This window comes from Paenibacillus sp. AK002 (assembly GCF_053903045.1).
Genome location: NZ_CP096377.1, coordinates 4303687 through 4322266, shown reverse-complemented (window position 1 = coordinate 4322266; position 18580 = coordinate 4303687). Strand labels below are relative to the sequence as shown.

At 52.1% G+C, this 18580-nt stretch carries 16 protein-coding genes; 14 read left to right on the top strand and 2 right to left on the bottom strand.

Features of this window, described 5'->3' with window-relative positions; translation table 11 throughout:
- Positions 1-15: 15 nt before the first annotated feature.
- Positions 16-741 (bottom strand): DUF4183 domain-containing protein, encoded by a 726-nt coding sequence (locus M1D70_RS19045; RefSeq protein ID WP_456287672.1) that lies wholly within the window; start codon positions 739-741, stop codon positions 16-18.
- Positions 742-1234: 493 nt separating this feature from the next.
- Here M1D70_RS19045 and M1D70_RS19040 point away from each other — a divergent pair, with 493 nt between their 5' ends.
- The 6 genes from M1D70_RS19040 (at position 1235) to M1D70_RS19015 (ending at position 7604) form a co-directional block, all read left to right on the top strand.
- Complete coding sequence (locus tag M1D70_RS19040) at positions 1235-1648, top strand: DUF4183 domain-containing protein (RefSeq protein WP_036673604.1); 414 nt, start codon at positions 1235-1237, stop codon at positions 1646-1648.
- A 709-nt stretch (positions 1649-2357) separates the two neighbouring features.
- The gene (locus tag M1D70_RS19035; RefSeq protein ID WP_456290465.1) at positions 2358-2888 is read left to right on the top strand and encodes a MauE/DoxX family redox-associated membrane protein; all 531 of its coding nucleotides are present in this window, start codon (positions 2358-2360) and stop codon (positions 2886-2888) included.
- Complete coding sequence (locus M1D70_RS19030; protein ID WP_009594682.1) at positions 2885-3475, top strand: hypothetical protein; 591 nt, start codon at positions 2885-2887, stop codon at positions 3473-3475. Before M1D70_RS19035 ends, M1D70_RS19030 begins: the two co-directional genes overlap by 4 nt.
- Before the next feature lie 28 nt (positions 3476-3503).
- Positions 3504-5282 carry an ABC transporter ATP-binding protein gene (locus M1D70_RS19025; RefSeq protein WP_456287671.1) on the top strand — a complete coding sequence of 593 codons (1779 nt, stop codon included), beginning with the start codon at positions 3504-3506 and terminating at the stop codon, positions 5280-5282.
- A 269-nt stretch (positions 5283-5551) separates the two neighbouring features.
- Positions 5552-7045, top strand: a complete 1494-nt coding sequence (locus M1D70_RS19020; RefSeq protein WP_456287670.1) for an amidase family protein — start codon at positions 5552-5554, stop codon at positions 7043-7045.
- A gap of 22 nt (positions 7046-7067) precedes the next feature.
- Entirely contained in the window at positions 7068-7604 is a 537-nt protein-coding gene (locus M1D70_RS19015) for a hypothetical protein (RefSeq protein WP_009594684.1), read from the top strand.
- Between the two features lie 202 nt (positions 7605-7806).
- Here the strand turns inward: M1D70_RS19015 and M1D70_RS19010 are convergent, their stop codons facing one another.
- Complete coding sequence (locus M1D70_RS19010) at positions 7807-8088, bottom strand: CD3324 family protein (RefSeq protein ID WP_006211013.1); 282 nt, start codon at positions 8086-8088, stop codon at positions 7807-7809.
- 436 nt (positions 8089-8524) lie between these two features.
- Between M1D70_RS19010 and M1D70_RS19005 the strand changes: the two genes are divergently transcribed.
- From M1D70_RS19005 to M1D70_RS18970, 8 genes are all read left to right on the top strand, one after another.
- Positions 8525-10219, top strand: a complete 1695-nt coding sequence (locus tag M1D70_RS19005; RefSeq protein ID WP_456287669.1) for a GAF domain-containing sensor histidine kinase — start codon at positions 8525-8527, stop codon at positions 10217-10219.
- 3 nt (positions 10220-10222) lie between these two features.
- Positions 10223-10885 carry a response regulator gene (locus tag M1D70_RS19000; RefSeq protein WP_009594685.1) on the top strand — a complete coding sequence of 221 codons (663 nt, stop codon included), beginning with the start codon at positions 10223-10225 and terminating at the stop codon, positions 10883-10885.
- Between the two features lie 194 nt (positions 10886-11079).
- The gene (locus M1D70_RS18995; RefSeq protein ID WP_456287668.1) at positions 11080-11640 is read left to right on the top strand and encodes an NADPH-dependent FMN reductase; all 561 of its coding nucleotides are present in this window, start codon (positions 11080-11082) and stop codon (positions 11638-11640) included.
- Positions 11637-13349: a VOC family protein gene (locus M1D70_RS18990; protein ID WP_456287667.1), complete on the top strand. Its 1713-nt coding sequence runs from the start codon at positions 11637-11639 to the stop codon at positions 13347-13349. Before M1D70_RS18995 ends, M1D70_RS18990 begins: the two co-directional genes overlap by 4 nt.
- Before the next feature lie 102 nt (positions 13350-13451).
- Positions 13452-13994, top strand: coding sequence for an NADPH-dependent FMN reductase (locus tag M1D70_RS18985; RefSeq protein ID WP_009592221.1), 543 nt, complete (start codon positions 13452-13454; stop codon positions 13992-13994).
- Between the two features lie 120 nt (positions 13995-14114).
- Positions 14115-15734: a response regulator gene (locus M1D70_RS18980; protein ID WP_456287666.1), complete on the top strand. Its 1620-nt coding sequence runs from the start codon at positions 14115-14117 to the stop codon at positions 15732-15734.
- Positions 15731-17527, top strand: coding sequence for a cache domain-containing sensor histidine kinase (locus M1D70_RS18975; protein WP_456287665.1), 1797 nt, complete (start codon positions 15731-15733; stop codon positions 17525-17527). The genes M1D70_RS18980 and M1D70_RS18975 overlap by 4 nt, the downstream gene beginning before the upstream one ends.
- Entirely contained in the window at positions 17524-18504 is a 981-nt protein-coding gene (locus tag M1D70_RS18970; RefSeq protein WP_009592215.1) for a substrate-binding domain-containing protein, read from the top strand. The genes M1D70_RS18975 and M1D70_RS18970 overlap by 4 nt, the downstream gene beginning before the upstream one ends.
- Positions 18505-18580: the final 76 nt, after the last annotated feature.

The following is an 18580-nucleotide window of genomic DNA, read 5'->3' as shown; positions in this document are numbered from 1 at the left end:
TTCTTTGCTCACCGTTCAAGCCACCACCTGAACGGTGAGATACAGCACCTCCAGCAGGATCGGCGTTCCGGCCAGAAGCACATCGCCGGGAGAATACAAGGTTAGTGCCTCCGAAGTGATGGTGTAGATACGGCCTTCCTGAATCATACCGTTGATATACACGGTCGAGGAGCTGTTCGGACCTACCATAATGCTCTGAAATGCCTGGTTACCGTCGTCATCCGTAAATTGTCCGGCAGATATGACGAAGGGATCATCCAGATTAACCTCGGACATCAATACGTAAAAATAGCGAAGCGTGGTCGGCAGCACGTTAATCTCCGGCACGATTACGCTTCCGGGGATTCCTTGAGGGCCTTGCGGCCCCGTAGGTCCCTGGATTCCAGCGGGCCCCTCCATACCTGGGTTGCCAGGAGCGCCCTGAGGGCCTTGGGGCCCCATCGGTCCGGGAATGCCCGCCGCCCCCTCCGAGCCAGGGTTGCCAGGAACACCCTGAGGGCCTTGAGGTCCCACCGGTCCGGGAATGCCCGCCGGCCCCTCCAAGCCTTGGGTGCCAGGAGTGCCCCGAGGGCCTTGGGGTCCCACCGGTCCGGGAATGCCCGCCGGCCCCTCCAAGCCAGGGTTGCCAGGAACACCCTGAGGGCCTTGGGGTCCCACCGGTCCGGGAATGCCCGCCGCCCCCTCCGAGCCAGGGCTTCCGTGAATGCCCTGGGGTCCTTGAAGCCCGGCTGGCCCCGCCAAGCCCGGGTTCCCAGGAACGCCTTGAGGGAATTGAGGTAATAGTGTCGATAAGAAGTCTTTCGGACCGCGTCCCACTTGACGTTTATGCTGGACAGCTGAGGGGGTGGTCCGATGAGTGGATCTGGGGATGCATCTCCATTTTCGTTTGCCTGCTGACACAACTCGTTTGTATTTTCGCTTCTTGCAGGTCCTGCGTTTTCGATATTCTGCAGCTTTTAGAATTCGATTTCGTTTTCGCTTGATCACGGGAGTTTTCAGTCTTATCCCCCCTCCCTCCGGATGAATGTCTGTACTTAGTTTATGTTATGGGGGAAGGACTCGAGTGGACATTTATCCTTTCTTCGGTGATATATTGGCCTGAGCATGGATTCATTCACTGTTTGTTTTTTTCAATATTGGGAGAATGTCAGAACCAAATCTCAAAATCTATCATTTAATGATAATGTGGCACAGCCATATTTTTTCTATCTAAGACAAGAAAGGAGTGAAGATGATGCCAGTTATCAAACCTATCATTACCGCGGTCGCATCGGTTCCCGTTGCTACGGGGGGCACGATCACCACGACGGTAACGCCAACCGTAACCCGTTATTTTGCGCTGGTCGACGAAGCGATGATCGGTGCAGACTCGATTACCATGCCGGCCACGAGTTTCATCGATGATGCCGAAGCACCCGTGACGGCATTTCCCGCATTGACAGGCGCTGAATATTTTAATGTGTATATTAACGGGATGCTGCAGCAGCAGGCCTTATCGACTTTAACGACCGCCAGCTTGGTGCTCGATACGACGGATGTGCCAGCGGGGATACCGGTTTTATTGGAAATTGCCAGCTTCACGAATACGGCCTCCGCCATCACGACACAACCTACCATTTCGGCGCCGGTCATTACGATCATCAGTTAAATAGGTATGCAAAGGGCTGCTCTGATTATCTACATGGGGCAGCCCTTTGGATTATGTAATTTCTTTAATAAGGGATAAAATCCTATTATTAACTATAAGATATTATCCTTGTAAGAAATGATAATTATAGTATATTGAAATTATCTTACTAGCCAGCTAGTTAGCATAAACCACGTACACCCCTCAGAAATTGAACCCGCTTACAAATGACTCGGCTTAAGAAATTGGAAGATCCCTGCAGCCAGCGTTCAACACATTCCGAAGCTTTTTGCATAGCAACACCTTTCATATAAATGAATGAACTTCATGACTTGAAAGGAGGTGAGCATTTATGTGCATTCTTCGTCATACTTCCTGTAACACTACGGAGCAATGCGGACGCGACAAATTCGGCGTTCGTCTTGAAGTATGGGACTGCGGCAACGGTTCCGAAGAGAGATATACTTGCGGCTGTTAATTTTTTTTGTAAACGCATGAACTCATCCTATAAACAGCGGAACTTCTTGTTCCGCTGTTTATATTTCACGAAGAGCATGCGGCTTCCTATTATGGTTGAAGAGTGAGGGGTCGAATATGGTTTTGGGTCCATTACATTATGATCGGGTGAACAGCGAAGAAGAACGGTCAGGTGCAGTCCAAGCAAGATATCAAAGTCATCGAATGGGGGCTTGGTCCCCCTGGTTGTCGGGAAGGAGAATGAACCGTGTCCATGAGCGCGCTTTGCCTTTTGTTTCTGACCTTGGTGTTTGTGTTTTCGGGAGTGTCGAAACTGTTATCGTTAGCGGATTTCAGGACGACGATCGAACGGTTGCAGATGCCTGCAGGCCGCATACGGATTGTACCTGTTCTCATCTGCGCCGCTGAGATTGCAGCCGGGGCGGGTTTATTGTTTTCCTGGAGCAGAGCCGCTGCGCAGATCGTGATTTTTATTTTGCTGGCAGGGTTCGGCTACGCCGTTTATCAAGCCAGGGTTGTGCGGAATCAGGAGATCAAATGCAGCTGCTTTGGCTCATGGTCTAGTGAGGCCCTCGGCATGAATACGGTCGTTAAGATTGCATGCTTAGGTTTTTTGAATGCGCTAATTTGGCTTTTGTCCGAACCCGTGAATCTCTTCCTCATGCCGGCTCAAGAGGCGGTTCTTACCTTGCTGTCCGCCGGCGGCATTGCCGTTATTTCGTTGGTGGCAGTGAATGCGTATACTCTTGATTCATTACAGGCGAAGGAGGGAACATATCCATGAATTTGATTACGACCGTGCTCGTAATTCAGTATGGCTTGATATTCAGCTTGGCTTTTTTCATGTTCAGACTGTACCGTCAGGTTCGGGAGTTGAAGTTGAAGCCGCAGACAGTCGTGACCGGGCATAAGGAGCCTGCGGTTCCGAAGGAAGGGCTCGAGCTTGGCACGCAGATTCCTCGGACAGCCTATACGAGCATGGCCGGCGATACCGTGAATTTGTACGACGGCAAGCCCAAAATTCTATTGTTCACGATGAACCATTGCAATGCCTGCAAAGAAACGTACGGGGCCATCAAAGCGTTTATGGCTTCGCATCCGGATCTTTCGGTCACGCTATTCCTGTATGCCCAGGATGCGGATGAGGCCTCAGAAATGGCGGTTTCCAATGAGTTAACCGATATGCAGGTCGTGTGGGCAGACCGGGCTATGATCGATTCGTTTAAAGTGAACCGGTTTCCGTTGGCGTTCTACCTATCCGAGGAGCAGCTCGTCATCAACAAAAGCGTCACGAATTATTTGCATCATTTAGAACAAATGATCAACCAGCTGCCTCATGCTAAACCTTCAGCCCTAAACAAATCGGCTTAGCGACGAAGGAGGCTCTAGGTTATACAACATGAAATATGCGAACCTGATGTTCGAGGTTATGAAGCAGGTGTACCGCGTCTCTCCGCGGATGTTCACCAGATCGACCATGATTTATTTAATGCAGGCCTTTTTGCCCGTTGCCCAGATTTATATTACGGCTCAAGTCATAGACGCCGTTACCGGCGTGTTGATTCGGGATCAAGCTCCATACCAAGCATTGTATTGGCTGTTACTCCAGATGGCGGTCATTCTGATTGGCCTCGTGCTGGCATCTCTTCAAAAGTATACCGAGCGAAAGATGAATGCTTATGTATCCTACTGGTTTAATCTCCAAGTGTCGGAGAAGTTAAGCAAGCTTCCGTTCGTATTCTTTGAATCTCCGGAAAGCTACGACAAGCTGCAGCGTGCTCTTCGCAATCTGAATATCTGCGGAATTAACATGGTGTTTTACATGTTCTCGATAATTCAGAACCTCATCACTCTGACGGGTTTGCTCGTGCTCTTGTTCAGCTTTCATTACATATTGCCAATCGTTATGCTGCTTCTGATCGTCCCGCTGTTGATCATCCAGAAGAAAGAGGGGACTTCCCGCTTCGTGGTCATTCATCAGCAGACGGCTTCGTCCCGAATGGCGGCGTATATGATCCAACTGCTGCAGACGAAGGAAGCGGCCAAGGAAATCCGGCTGTTTCATGCCAAAGATTATTTATTGAACAAATGGCGGGGCATCTATTTCAAAAATACGTATGAAATGCTGGGCGTCGAGCGGAAAAACATGAAGAATCGCCTGATCGTGGAAGGGGCGGTGACGATTTGTTCTTTTAGCATTTTAGCCGTGTTCGTCTGGCTCGGCTCACGCCTCAAACTAACCATCGGCAGCTATGTCGCCCTCTATCAAGCGGTCCAGGACACGCGATACTCCATCCAGAACATCAGTCAGAACATCGGGCAAATCTATCATGACGGTCTGTTTATCAACGAATTGTTCGAATTTCTGGATACGCCGGTTCCGCAGCCGGAAAAAGCTCTGCCGATGACCACGCCTTTGCGGGAAGGAATCGAAGTCGATCGCGTTACCTTTTGCTATCCGAATCAAGATAAGCCCGTGCTTGACGATTTGACGATTCGCGTCAAGCCCGGAGAAAAGGTTGCCATTGTCGGTGAGAACGGTGCGGGGAAGAGCACGCTCGTAAAAATCATGCTAGGCTTGTATGAACCGACGCATGGCGTTGTGCGCTATGGCGGCATCCCGATCCAGGATTATGATGCCGTCAGCTTCCGCAGCAAAGTAACGGCGGTGTTCCAGGATTTTTACCGATATGAATGGACCCTTGAGGCTAACATTTCGCTGCGTGAGCATGATCCGGATGACCGGCAAGCCCATCGCCGATTGAATCATGCCATGGAGAAGGCCTCGATGACATCGCTGGCGGATTCGCTGCCGGACGGAGTAGCAACCCAGTTGGGAACGCGCTTCTCCGGCGGACGCGAACTGTCTCAGGGCCAATGGCAGAAGGTCGCGATCGCCCGGGCGTTCTATCGGGATTTCGAAGTGATCTATCTGGACGAGCCGACAGCGGCCGTAGACCCGCTTACGGAATCCACGATATTCGAGAGCCTAATGTCCATGACCGAAGGCAAAACCGCCATCTTCATATCGCACCGATTGGGAAGCTGCAGACATGCGGACCGCATTCTCGTCCTCAAGGAAGGGAGAATCGTTGAAGAGGGAAGACATGAGGAATTAATCGGGCAGGGAGCCCATTATGCCGAGATGTTCAATAAGCAGGCCCAGTGGTATCGTTAACAGTGGTACCGCTTTGAAACGAATGCAAAAGTTAAGCGGAGCGGATCAAGAAGTCTTTCTTGGTCCGCTTCCTGCGTTTAGTTTACGTTAGGAGGGGCAAGCCGCCATGGGAGACGAGAGAGCCGTTAAGATGCCGACCGATTGCCTGCCAGGAGGAGTTTCGTGTCTGAATCCCGAATTGAATAGGGACTTGAAACGTCTGGAGGCTAAAATATGAAACGTTAAACCCCACACCTGCCGCAAGATCAGAAAAATAAGGGGGACCATATATGAGCTTGGATAAAAAAATATGGATTGTGGAAGCAACCATAGCCGATATGCAGCATGCCATGGAAGAAGGCTGGGTGTCTTCGGTCGAACTGGTGCAATTGTATCTGGAACGGATCGGGTTATACGATGGATGGCTTCGCTCGATTCTAGAGGTGAACCCGGATGCGCTGCAGATGGCCCAAGAGCTGGATCAGGAGCGCAGAAACTTGGGAGCGCGGGGACGGCTGCACGGGATTCCGATACTGCTCAAAGACAACATCGACACCGGGGATCGGCTGCATACGAGCGCCGGCTCCATTACGCTGGCCGATTCGTACGCCGCCAAAGATTCCTTTGTAGCCGCAAAGCTCCGGGAGGCGGGGGCCGTTATTCTGGGCAAGAGCAATATGACCGAGTGGGCGAATTTCATGTCCTCGACCATGTGGGCAGGATACTCGTCAAGACGCGGGCTTACTTTAAATCCCTACGGTCCCGGCGAAATGTTCGTCGGAGGTTCGAGCTCCGGTTCCGGAGCCGCAGTGGCGGCGAATTTGGCTGCGGCAGCCATCGGCACGGAAACTTCGGGATCGATTATCAGCCCTTCCAGCCAGAACAGTCTGGTTGGCTTGAAGCCGACGATCGGATTGGTAAGCCGGACGGGGATCATTCCCATCACGCATACGCAGGATACGGCAGGTCCAATGACCCGATCGGTGGAAGATGCGGCGATTCTGCTTGGCGCGATCGCGGGTGCGGATGACCTGGACGAGGTGACCAAGACAGCTGCTGAAGCAAGGGTAGAGGATTACACGAAGTTTCTGGACGCCGGTTATCTGAAGCGGGCACGAATCGGGATTCCCCGATACTACTATAAGCACCTGGATCGGGATAGACTAGATATCGTAGAATCTGCCATTGATGTTCTTCGCGAACAAGGCGCGACCATCATCGATCCGGTGGAACTGCCATGCCAGGGCACCCGATGGGATGCCAACGTCCTTCGCTATGAATTCAAGAAATACGTCAATGATTATTTGGCGAATGTAGATCCGTCGCTGCCGGTTCATTCATTAGCTGAGGTTATCGCTTATAATGAGGCACACGCCGACATCGCCCTGAAATATGGACAGGATACGCTGATTTGGGCCGAGGAAACAAGCGGTTCGTTAACCGAAAAAGAGTATTTGGAGAGCAAGCGGAAGAACAAGGAAAGGGCGGGTGCCATGGGGATTGACCATGTACTGCGGGAGCATCAGCTGGACGCGCTGCTGTTTCTGGGTAATGAATATGGACCCGATCTGGCTGCCCGTGCAGGGTATCCTTCGGTTACCGTTCCCGGCGGTTATGCCGAGAATGGGATCATAGCTCCGGGAGGATACAACACCAAAGGTCCTCAGGGCGTTACATTCATCGGGACGGCTTACAGCGAGCCGGTGCTGATTCAGTTAGCCTACGGCTTCGAGCAGGCCACCAAGCATCGCGTACCGCCGAAGCTTTCATCCCAGTCATCATAGTAAAGAGAGGTGAAGTTCCATCATGCCGCGCAATTTGGAGTATGTCCCATACGGCTACGAGCCCCCGAAGCCGACAACGAAAGGCACCTTGATATTCTACGATCTTTTTGAGCAGGATCAGGTGGCCCTCGAGCAGGCGACTGCCATCTTTGAGGAACGCTCCTTCGCAAAGTTGGTGTTGTATCCGCTGCACGAAGAGACGGTGAAGCGGATGTTCAAGGAGCCGGTGAGCGCTTATTACAAGCGGGAGAAACAGCTTCAGGAATGGATTCAGGAGCACGTTAGATCTTCGGTCGTGATTGAATCGTTCGAGTCGAAGCGAAAAAAATACACGCCGATCGATACGGCGCTTCGACATCTGGTCGAGAAGTACGGAAGCCCCCATTTTCTTCTCCTGACTCCGGAGGTAGCCAACGTGTTTGCTTCGTTTTCTTCCTTCGAGGAATGGATCGTGAAGCTGAGGCTGATCTTGTTGTCCGAGCCGCCGTATCTGCATCCGAGGCTGGAGAAATTCCGCCATCGATGGGATGTAGCCGGGGCGAAGCGGGAAGAACATTAGGGTACAATCAAGCCCGGCTGCAGCTCGTTTGCAGCCGGGCCTTTTCTATGGTTAAGGCAAGGTGGGAAATGAGGTGAAAATGCCAAACAGCCCTAAAAACGGTGACGCTGGTCCGTGACCCATCCATGCAATATGAAAAGGACTGTACCCCGTGGGAACAGTCCTATGTTAATCCGTGCGGAGACCGTTAAACCTCATCGGTTCAGGTCCCTACGCGGGTAAGTTTACTTATGATCTTGCGCACGCTTTCTCCAGACAGGAAGTAGGTCCGTTCCAATTCCTCAATGGACCGTCCTTTGCAGTAAGCGCGATACATTTCTTTATTGCGACTTTCGATGCGTTGTTTGGAACCGCTTAACTCTCCCCAGCCGGCTCTTTGCTCGCTCTGTTTCGGTATGTAGAGTAATTCTCCGTCTATATACTGTTGAATTTGCTGCAGCAGCTCGGGGGGAAGCACTTCTCTTCCGTTCTTGTAATGGCCCATCGATGCCCTCCTCTTTCTGTATACATATTTAAGCTATCGCTGAGTTTCAAAACAATTGCATTGATCATGCTTGCCCTCCTCCTTTCGTGAAATTGGTTTTTTTAGATTTTGGATTTATTGGAGTTGAAAATAGATATAGGGAGCCCGCGGCGGGCTCCCATTTAACGGATATTCGCTTTACGCGAATACCACCTCACGGATCTGAATCATTGCAATCAGCCTCCTTTCAGCTCATTTCGTCGGCCCGACTTCTATATTAAGCCATATGTAGGTGGAAATTTGCAAGAGATAAAACAATATTAATTGTTTTTTACCACAATTCATGGGATGAATGATCTGCACCGGCCAGGAATTCCATTCGGAATTTGGATGGTGCGTGACAGGATTATATAATATAGTTACTTCAGAATGCAAAATAAAGAAGGAGCTTGCTTGTATGTCCACTCACGACCCGCATATCCAGGAGTTAATCACGTTGAAGACGATTGCCGAAACGCTGAACGAATCCAATGAGTTAGCCCCCATGCTGGACGTTGTTATCGGCAAACTGCTGGAGCTGACCGGACTTACGACCGGTTGGCTGTTCTTGGTGGAAGAGAAGAGAACGCATGAATTCGTAGCGGGCCGGAATCTGCCGCCTGCTCTGAGACGGGAAGATAACGAACCTATGAGGTGCGGCAGCTGCTGGTGCCTGGAGCGCTACGATGACGGCCGTCTGAAAAATGCCGTGAACATTTTGAATTGCAAACGTCTGGATAACGCCGTTCGTTATCAGTGGGGCGATACGGAGGGAATTACCCATCATGCTACCGTTCCGCTGCGTTCCGGCAGCCGCAGGTTCGGCGTGCTGAATGTGGCCGCACCCGGGAAGCTTCATTTTTCCAAGGAGGAGCTGGCGCTGCTGGAATCGGTAGCCTACCAAATCGGCAGCGCCATTGAGCGCATGCGTCTGTATGCGGCTGAGCAGCGTCGGGCTGATTTGTTCTCCCGGCTAGGAGAATATAGCAGCGCGCTAGGCGTTTATGCATCCCAAGCGGTGAGCCGGGCCGAATTAACGGAGCAGGTGATGAGTTTGCTCGGCCGTTATTTTGATTGGCCGGTTGCGGCGCTGCTTGAACCGGTGGGCCAGGAAATCACGCTGCGTGCGCTTTACAGCGGTGGACAGACCACGCTGCCCCATGCCAAATTTCCGCTAGCCGACATAGCTTGGACCGGTCCTGATGCAGTGAAGCGCTCAGCAGAGCCGGTCGGCGATCCGGATGGGCAGCAACTTGCGGATCAACTGATTGAGAAAGGATGGATAGCTCCCATTCGTCGAGCCGTTGCAGTGCCGCTTACGGTTGCTTCGGACTCCTTAACCGGGTTGCTTTTGGTGGGCTATGATCAGTATGGAGATCAGCATCGGGCGGACATGGAGGTCATCGAGGCCATAGCGGAGCATATCGGCATGACGCTTCAGCGCATCCGTCTGGAGGAGAACCGGCGGGAGCTCGCAAGGATGGATGAACGAAATCGCCTGGCCCGGGACCTGCACGACTCGGTAAGCCAAACCCTGTTCTCGCTGGTGATGATGTCCAAAGGTGTAGGGGGAATGATTGCTGCTGAACCGCATGAGCAGAAAAGCTTGCTCCAGGACACGATCCACGATATCCAGTCATTATCGCAAAGCGCACTGAAGGAAATGCGGGAACTGATCATGCAGCTTCGCCCGCCCGGACTTGAGGAGGGACTGATGACAGGTCTTAAGCAATACGGCGAACGATTGAAGCTTCACGTGCGTACACATATCAGCGGGGTGCGGGAGCTTCCGCGGATTGCGGAAGAGGCACTATGGAGGATCGGGCAAGAGGCGCTGAACAATGTGAGCAAGCATGCGGATACGAAGGAAGTAACGATCGCGTTATCCTTGCAGAACGACGAAGCGGAGCTTCGGATCGAGGATCAAGGGCGCGGGATAACCAAGCAGCGATGGAACGAGCTGACGCGGCATTCCATCGGACTGTCCAGCATGCGAGAGCGGGCCGAATCGCTCGGAGGCCGGTTCCGTTTATACAGCGTGCACCGGGAGGGAACCATCATTGAGGTTACGATACCCTTGAAGGCAGTCACAACAGAGAGAAAGGGGGGATAACCGATGATCCGATTGTTAATAGCTGACGATCACGCCATGGTACGGCGGGGCCTTCAGGTTTTTCTGGCGACGCAGCCGGATATCGACATGGTGGGAGAAGCCGCGAATGGCGAAGAGACGCTGGAACAGGCCAAACTTCTGCTGCCTGATGTCGTGTTGATGGATTTGAATATGCCTGTCTTGAATGGCATCGATACCACGGCACGTTTGAAAAAAGAACTGCCTTATATCAAAGTGATCGTATTGACCTCGTTTGTTGATTACGATCATGTTCTGCCTGCGATTCGAGCGGGTGCTCGCGGCTATCTCCTGAAGGATATTGAGCCGGAGGAATTGGTAGCCGGAATCCGACGCGTGTTCCAAGGTCAGGTCGAATTGCATCCGGATGCTGCCGGCCTGCTCATGACGCATGTTACTTCCCCGGCGGGAGAGGATGAGGCCAATGGATCCAGCCATCAGGAAGCTGCGCAGCTCAATAAGCTTACCCGCCGAGAGCAGGAAGTATTACAGCTGATTGCATCGGGGATGAATAACAGGGAAATCAGCGAAGCGCTTTATATTACCGAGAAGACGGTCAAAACCCATGTCAGCCACCTGCTCGATAAGCTGGGGGTTGCCGACCGGACACAGGCAGCGATCTATGCGCTTAAGCATGGAATCGTATAGGGTTTGGGATATGCTGCTTATGCTATATAACCGTACATAATGATCATTTCTAAGACTATAGTCGTAGAAGCTCTCAGCCGAAGGCATGAGAGCTTTTGCTCGTAAAATCACTCGATATGTTGACGATTCCATGGCGTGCCTCCTCTACAATGTACTTAACAAAACATTCGAATACGAATAAGGGAGGCATTAACATGAAGATCGTAATGATTGCAGGCAGCAATCGCAAAGAAGCGACAAGTACCATTTTGGCCAAAGCCTTGGAAGCGCAAATGAACCGGTTGTTCGTGGAAGTGAAGCTGTTTAATTTGTATGAAACGCCGCTCCCGTTCTATTCCCCGGACGAAATATTCAACCGGCATGAGGGCGTGCGTGAGCTGCAGCGTTTATTAATGGAGGCGGACGGCGTCATTTTGACTACCCCGGAGTATCACGGCGGGATGAGCGGAGTGTTGAAGAATGCTCTGGATCATTTGGGGCAGATGCATTTCTCGGGTAAACCCGTCTTATCGGTAAGCTCGGCAGGCGGGGCGGTCGGCGTAAGTTCACTGCAGCAAATGCAGGCCACCATACGCAATTTGCATGGTATTAATAGTCCGGAATGGATTTCCATCGGCGGATCTCAACGGGCCATTTACGAGTCGGAAGCGGCTGAGGGCACGATCGTGCTGGATTATCGGGCGAAAGAGGCGCTTTCCATCTTTATGGAGCTGGTTAAGAAGATCAGCAATCAAGTGAAGGCTGAAATCTCATGATCACCCATTTCGCCGGATTAACATTAAAGACCGTCTCCATCGAGGGAGTGAAGCAATTCTATCACGGATTGCTTCAATTCCCGGTCGTCAGAGAAAGCGAGGCCGAAATTGCATTTCAGCCTACACCCGATTTCACGTTGGTATTTGAAGAGGTGTTTGAACCCATAGCCCCTGCCCATATCGCGTTTGAAGTGGCTTTCTCCCAATTTGATTCCACCGTCCGGAGCCTCGCGGAGCAGGTGCCGTTGTTGAAATGGCCGGACGGCAAGGTGGTCGAATCCTTCGATTCCGGCGTGAACGTATACTTCAGGGATGGAGATGGAAATTTGCTGGAGTTTATCGCCCACAAGGATCTAAAGGAAGGGGTTCTGACCCCGAGCGGTAAATATGGCGTCCTCTATTTGCGGGAAGTGGGACTGCCTGTCGAGGATCCGGTAGCTGCCCGACTGTGGATGCAGCGGACGCTCGGATTCACCATCGCCAAGGAATCGGAACAATTTGCTTTTGTCATCGGCGGAACGGCCCATGCCGTTGTGGTATCCACGAGACGCAAATGGATCCCGATCTCCATGTACGCGCTGGCACCGACGCTGGAATTAACGTATGGCGTCACCGACGAGCGATTTATAGACCGGGTCCGCTCGGCCCTGGATCGGCGGATGATCCTATCGGATAACGATGAGGGACTGCGTTTTAGAATGTACGGCTACAGCATCAGGTTGAAGATAACCAGCTTTCCCAAGGACATTGCAGCCAAACTGAATCTGCCGAGTGCCGCCGAAGGGGAGGAGGTGAACCCGGTCATTGACGACCAATATTTGATAGACGGTCTCACGGCTTTGAGCCGCGGCGGCGAAGTCGGTTGGTTTGAAGGGCATGTCGGCGGGGCGTATTTGGCAGCGTATTACATGCAGAAGGAGCATGATCTGCCCCAAGATGTGCTCCATGGATTGGCTGCCAATTGCCGTCATCTGCGCGCTCAGCATGAAGATTGGTTTGAACCGTATCCATCCGAGCCCGCACAGCCTGAATTGATGGATCAATTGCTGGAAGGGCTTTTGCCCAACCTGACAAGCTTGAGCACTTCGGGCCACGGCGTAACCCTGGGCGTACTCGGACTGAAAGCACTGCGGGACCGTCCGGACTTACTGACTCCGTCCATCGTGAGAGGTTTGCTTAAACTCATGAACGATGCAGCGAGTGAACATAAGCTTGCAAGGTATTACGGCATTGAGGATTATACGAAGCTGGATCTATCGGAAATCTCGCTCTCGGAAATACCGCCTTACCGGGATGCGTCCGATTTGGCATGCCGTGCACTTGCCGAGCTGGATCTCGTGCTGCCGGATCAGCACGTGGAAGGCCGATATTATTTTTTTGCCGGTGAACTTGAGCATGGCGTTACCCACGCCCACGCGCTGATTGAGCTGGAACGGCTCGGTTATGCCCAACTGGCCAAGCTGGGCCAAGGCAATCACCGGCTCCAAACGAAACTTAACCGTCTCAGACCTCAAACGCTTATGGCTCAGGGGATCGAGGCGCCTGACGAGGCTTCCATCACGGAATCGGCCTATTGGGGCCGGCTGTATGAAGATCCGCATGCCATCAAGGTACCTTACGCCGCCATGGCGCTGCTGCGGCATGTGCCTGTAGAAAGAAGGGCAGACCTGGAAAGAGATGTCTGTAAGCTGCTTTCCCTGATGAAGTAGGACTAAGGTATTTTGACAATGGTAAAATATGGTGATAGGCTAAAATAAGTTACCCAATAACTGAATCATGTGTGCTGGAAAGGCATAGAACTGGAGGATATCATGAACGTTGCAATCGTTGTGGGAAGCATTAGAAAAGAGTCGTACAATCGAAAACTGGCGGAATATTTGAAGCAGCGCTATTCGGATCAGATCGCCTTTGATATCGTGGATCTTCGCGATCTTCCGTTCTACGATCAAGACACGGAGTTGGACCCTCCTGCGGCCGTCAAGGAATTCAAGGAGCGGATTGCCGCTTCCGATGCCGTATTGTGGATCACGCCGGAATATAATTATTCTATACCGGGCGTGCTCAAGAATGCGCTGGATTGGTTATCGCGCGTCGATAAGGTCATGAACGGGAAGCCTTCATGGATCATGGGGGCATCGATGGGACAGCTCGGAACGGTTCGCGCCCAAGAGCATCTTCGGGACATTCTCTTCTCCGTTGGCATCACCTCGCCGCTGCTTCCTAACAATGAAGTTTATATCGGCGCCGTGCACGAGAAGATGGATGAGTCCGGCAAGCTGATCCATGAACCGACGATCGGTTTCATCGATATCGTGGTGAACAATTTCATGACGTGGATGAATGCCCGCAAATAAAACATGAAGTTCTGGAGCCCTTTGGCAGTTGCCTGCCGAAGGGCTTTTCCTGTATTATTCACCTCGTAACACGATAAACCAGAGCAAAGGGGATTTGCTTTTGAACGGGGGAGGCTTTGATTGTATACGATTCTTATTGTGGACGACGAACCGATCGTAAGGGAAGGGATCCGAAACCGGATTCAGTGGTCGGAGCATGGCTATGAATGCATCTGGGATTGCGAGAATGGCAGAGATGCGTTGGAGGCCGTAACCCGTCATCAGCCCGATGTCGTGTTAACGGACATCAACATGCCGTACATGGATGGCTTGGAATTGTCCCGTCATATTACGGAACGTTTTCCTAAGACGAAGATCATCATCCTGACCGGGTTCGACGATTTCGAATACGCCCAGCAGGCGGTGAAGCTGCAGGTGACGGATTTTATTTTGAAACCGGTTACGGCGGCGGAATTAAGGGACATGCTCGACAAGCTCAAGCTGGAAATGGATGAGGAGCGCGGTCATACCGAACACTTGAAGAGGCTCAAGAAGCAGTTGAACGAGAGCTTGGTCCTGCTTAGGGAACGTTTTCTGGAACGATTGGCGTCATCGCCGATGAAGCGCTCCGAAATGGAGAGCAGGCTGTCTTACTTCGATATTCCACTGCGCGGGCCGCTGTATATTGCCATGGCGGCGGATATGGATGAGCTTCGCTCGGATGAACAGCACGCCGATAATGAATTGCATGCTTTTGCTTTATACAACATCATGCAGGAGATCCTGGCGGGTGAGCCTGGAGCAGCCGTTTTTCGGTATAAAGAGAATAAGGTTATGACCATTCTGTCGGGCTCCGACGAGGAAATGCTGCACGCTCGGGCGCAGGAACTGGCGGAGGACATTCGCGGCTCCACCAAGCAGTTCATGAAATTCACGGTCACGGTTGGCATCGGAACGATCTGTCGCGAGCTGCAGAACATACGTTATTCCTGCAAGGCCTCGGAGGCCGCCCTGGAGTACCGGCTTCTGATCGGCCGCGATCAGGTGGTCCATATCACCGATCTTGAAAAACGCGGGAGCGGTCCTCTCTTGGATGGTATCGAAACGGAGACGGCGCTGGTTTCGGCAATCCGGGCGGGCACAGGCTCGGAGGTGAAGGCGTGCATCCGGCGGCTGATCAGCGAACTTGGAAGCGCTTCAATTTCAATCGAGCTCTGTTACGTGCGGGTCCTTCGGGTCATGCTTGCCGTGCTTCAAACTTTGATGGAAATCGGCAGCAATGGGAATGAGCTGATCGGCAAGGAGAAGAGGCTGCTCTCCGATCTGTATTCTTTTCGGTCCTTGGATGAGATTGAGCGCTGGTTAAACGAGGTATGCGAGCAGGCGTTAAGGGACGTAGCCAAGACCAGAAAGGATATTACACGCTCCCAAATGCTGGAGGCGGTCGATTTCATCCAGCGGCATTATGAGGATGCGGAGTTATCGATTAAGACCGTGTGCAGCCGGATCTTCATGAGCACGAGTTATTTCAGCGCCTTGTTCAAGTCGCATACCGGGAAGACCTTCGTCGAATACGTTACGGAAGTCCGCATGGAGAAAGCGAAGGAACTTCTGAAGCATTCCTTGTTAAAAACCTATGAAATTGCGGCGAAAACCGGCTATCAGGATCCTCAATATTTTAGCGTGCTGTTTAAGAAACATACCGGAGATACCCCGACGGAGTACCGGAACAAAATGGCGTCTGGCGGGGTACAGCCATGAAGGCTCCGCAGCGAATCAAAAGCATTCAGTCCCGCATTGCCAGTTCCTTCGTGATGCTCGTACTGTTCACGGCACTGCTGCTTATCTTCATCTCCTATCGGCTGTCCGAATCGGCTGTTCGGGAAACGGCGGAAAGTTATACCTCCGAGCTGATCAATCAAGTCAATGCGAATATCCAAACCTACATTACAGGCATGAAGGACATCTCGCTGGCCGCGATGAACAATCCGAACGTAAGAGAATACCTGGCCTCGGCCGAAGAGCTGGAGCCTGCGCAGCTGGCGGTATTAAAGGCGAAGATATCGGATTATTTTCACTCGATTCGCGTTTCGCGCAAAGACATTGCTTCGATCAACATCTTCGGGGCGGGAGGGACCTTCATTTCCGATCGGTCCAATGCGGAGTTAAATCCTTATATTGAAATATCCGATCAGCCCTGGTATCGGCAGGCGAAGGAAAACCAAGGACAGACGGTGATCTCTTCCTCGCATGTACAGCCCGTCATTAAGGGAGAGTACCGCTGGGTTGTATCGTTGAGCCGCGAGCTCAGCGGCATGGATTCGACCCAAGGGCTTGGCGTCCTGCTGATCGATCTTAACTTCAAAGTGATTAATGATATGCTCAGCAAGCTCGATCTGGGGAACCGTGGTTATGTATTCGTTATTGACCGCGAAGGTCGGATTGTTTATCACCCCCAGCAGCAGCTGCTTTACAGCAATCTGAAAACGGAGAGATTGGACCAGGTGCTGCAGGACAAACATGGAAGCTTTGTCGTGAAGGAGGACGGTGCGAGCCGGATTTACAGCATTAAGAACACGGATTTTGGCTGGAAAATCGTGGGCGTTTTTTACGAGAATGAGCTTGTGGACAATAAGAAGCAGATGCAGCTGTCTTTTGCTATAGCGGGATTGTTATGCCTCGTCGTCGGCGTGCTGTTCTCCGTCGTCCTCTCACGCAATCTGACGCGTCCCATCAAGAAGCTGCAAGAGAAGATGATGGAGGTGGAGAAGGGGAATTTCGACATCCGGGTCCCGGTGGGGCACTCCAGGGAAATCTCCGGACTTGCCCGCAGCTTCAACGTGATGGTGCTGAAGATTAAGGAATTGATGTATCAAATCGTGGTAGAGCAGGAGATTAAGAGAAAAAGCGAGCTGAATGCCCTGCAAGCCCAAATCAACCCCCATTTTCTGTACAATACGCTGGATTCCATCATATGGATGGCTGAGAGCAAGAAGCATGACGAGGTGATTTTGATGACATCGGCTTTAGCCAGGCTGTTTCGGGCTTCGCTCAGCAAGGGGAGGGAATTGATACCGATTGCGACCGAGGTGGAGCATATTACGAATTATTTGAAAATACAACAGATGCGTTATCAGGACAAAATCACTTTTGCCCTGGATATCGATCGCGGGCTTTACCCGTATCTGACGCTGAAGGTGCTGCTGCAGCCGCTGGTGGAGAATGCCATTTATCATGGCATCAAAAACAAGGAAGGACCGGGAACGATCACGATTACAGGGGGGCGTCGAGATCACCGCATCGAATTTCAAGTCACGGACGACGGCATCGGGATGGATCAGTCCACGGTGGAGACGCTGCTCACGTCCAAAGAGGGCATCCCATCGAGAAACAGCGTTGGCATTGCGAACGTTCATCAGCGGATACAGTTATATTTTGGAACGGAATATGGTCTTAGCTATGCGAGCGTGCCCGGATCGGGTACAAGCGTAACGTTGGCCATTCCGGCCGTTCATGCAGATGAATGGCAGCGTGTGGAGGGGGATGTGCCTTGAAGTCGTACCTGCGAATGCGTTATATGGTACTGCTGCTGATTCCGTTGCTTATTCTGGGTTATGCCGTTTATCAGTGGTCCAAGGATGACCCCGGCCCCAAGAAGATTATCGTCGGCGTTAAAGCGCTGGACGAGAATGAATTCTGGCGGGTGCTGATTGAAGGGGTGCACACGGCTTCACGGGAATTCGGCGTGGACGTCTCGGTGGTAGGACCGTCTCAGGAAATCGAGGTTGACTTGCAAATTCAATTGTTGGAGGAGGCCGTCGAGCGGAAGCCGGATGCGATCGTTTTGGCCGCCGGTGATTATAACCGATTGGTTCCCGTTGCAGAGTCGATTCGTAAGGCTGGCATCCCGCTCATTATGATTGATTCCGCCGTGAATGGTGACTATGCACAGAGCTTGATCGCGACCGACAACGTGAATGCGGGACAGAAGGCCGGCAAGGAGCTGTCGTCGCGCCTGCCGGAACAGGCCAAGGTTGCTATCATCAGTTTCGTGCAGGGCACCTCGACGCAGATCGAGAGGGAGCAAGGGGTTCGAAGCATTCTGGAGCAGCGCGGCGGCACGGAAATCGTAGGCACCTACTACAGTGAAGGCAAGGAGGAGAGGGCCTACGAAATCACGAAAAAGCTCCTGCTTGAGAGGCCTGACCTGAATGGAATCGTCGGACTGAATGAGCCTTCTACGGTGGGGGCCGGCAGAGCGATTCGGGAACTGGGGCTGGTTGGCAAAGTCAAGCTGGTCGGATTCGACAGCTCGGTGAAGGAAGTCAAGCTGCTCGAAGAGGGAGTCCTGCAATCCACGATCGTTCAGAAGCCCTTCAACATCGGTTATTTGGGCATCAAAACAGCCGTATCCGTTATCGAGGGCGACAAGATGCCCCGGCATATATACACCGATTCCGTTATCATCAATAAGGACAATATGTTTACCGAGGAGAACCAGAAGCTGCTCTTTCCCTTTGTGGAGGAGTAGCTTCTTCTCTTTTGGATTTTTGCGGCGGATCATAGATTATTCAACATCGATCAGAGAATATTCCATTCCTTCACGC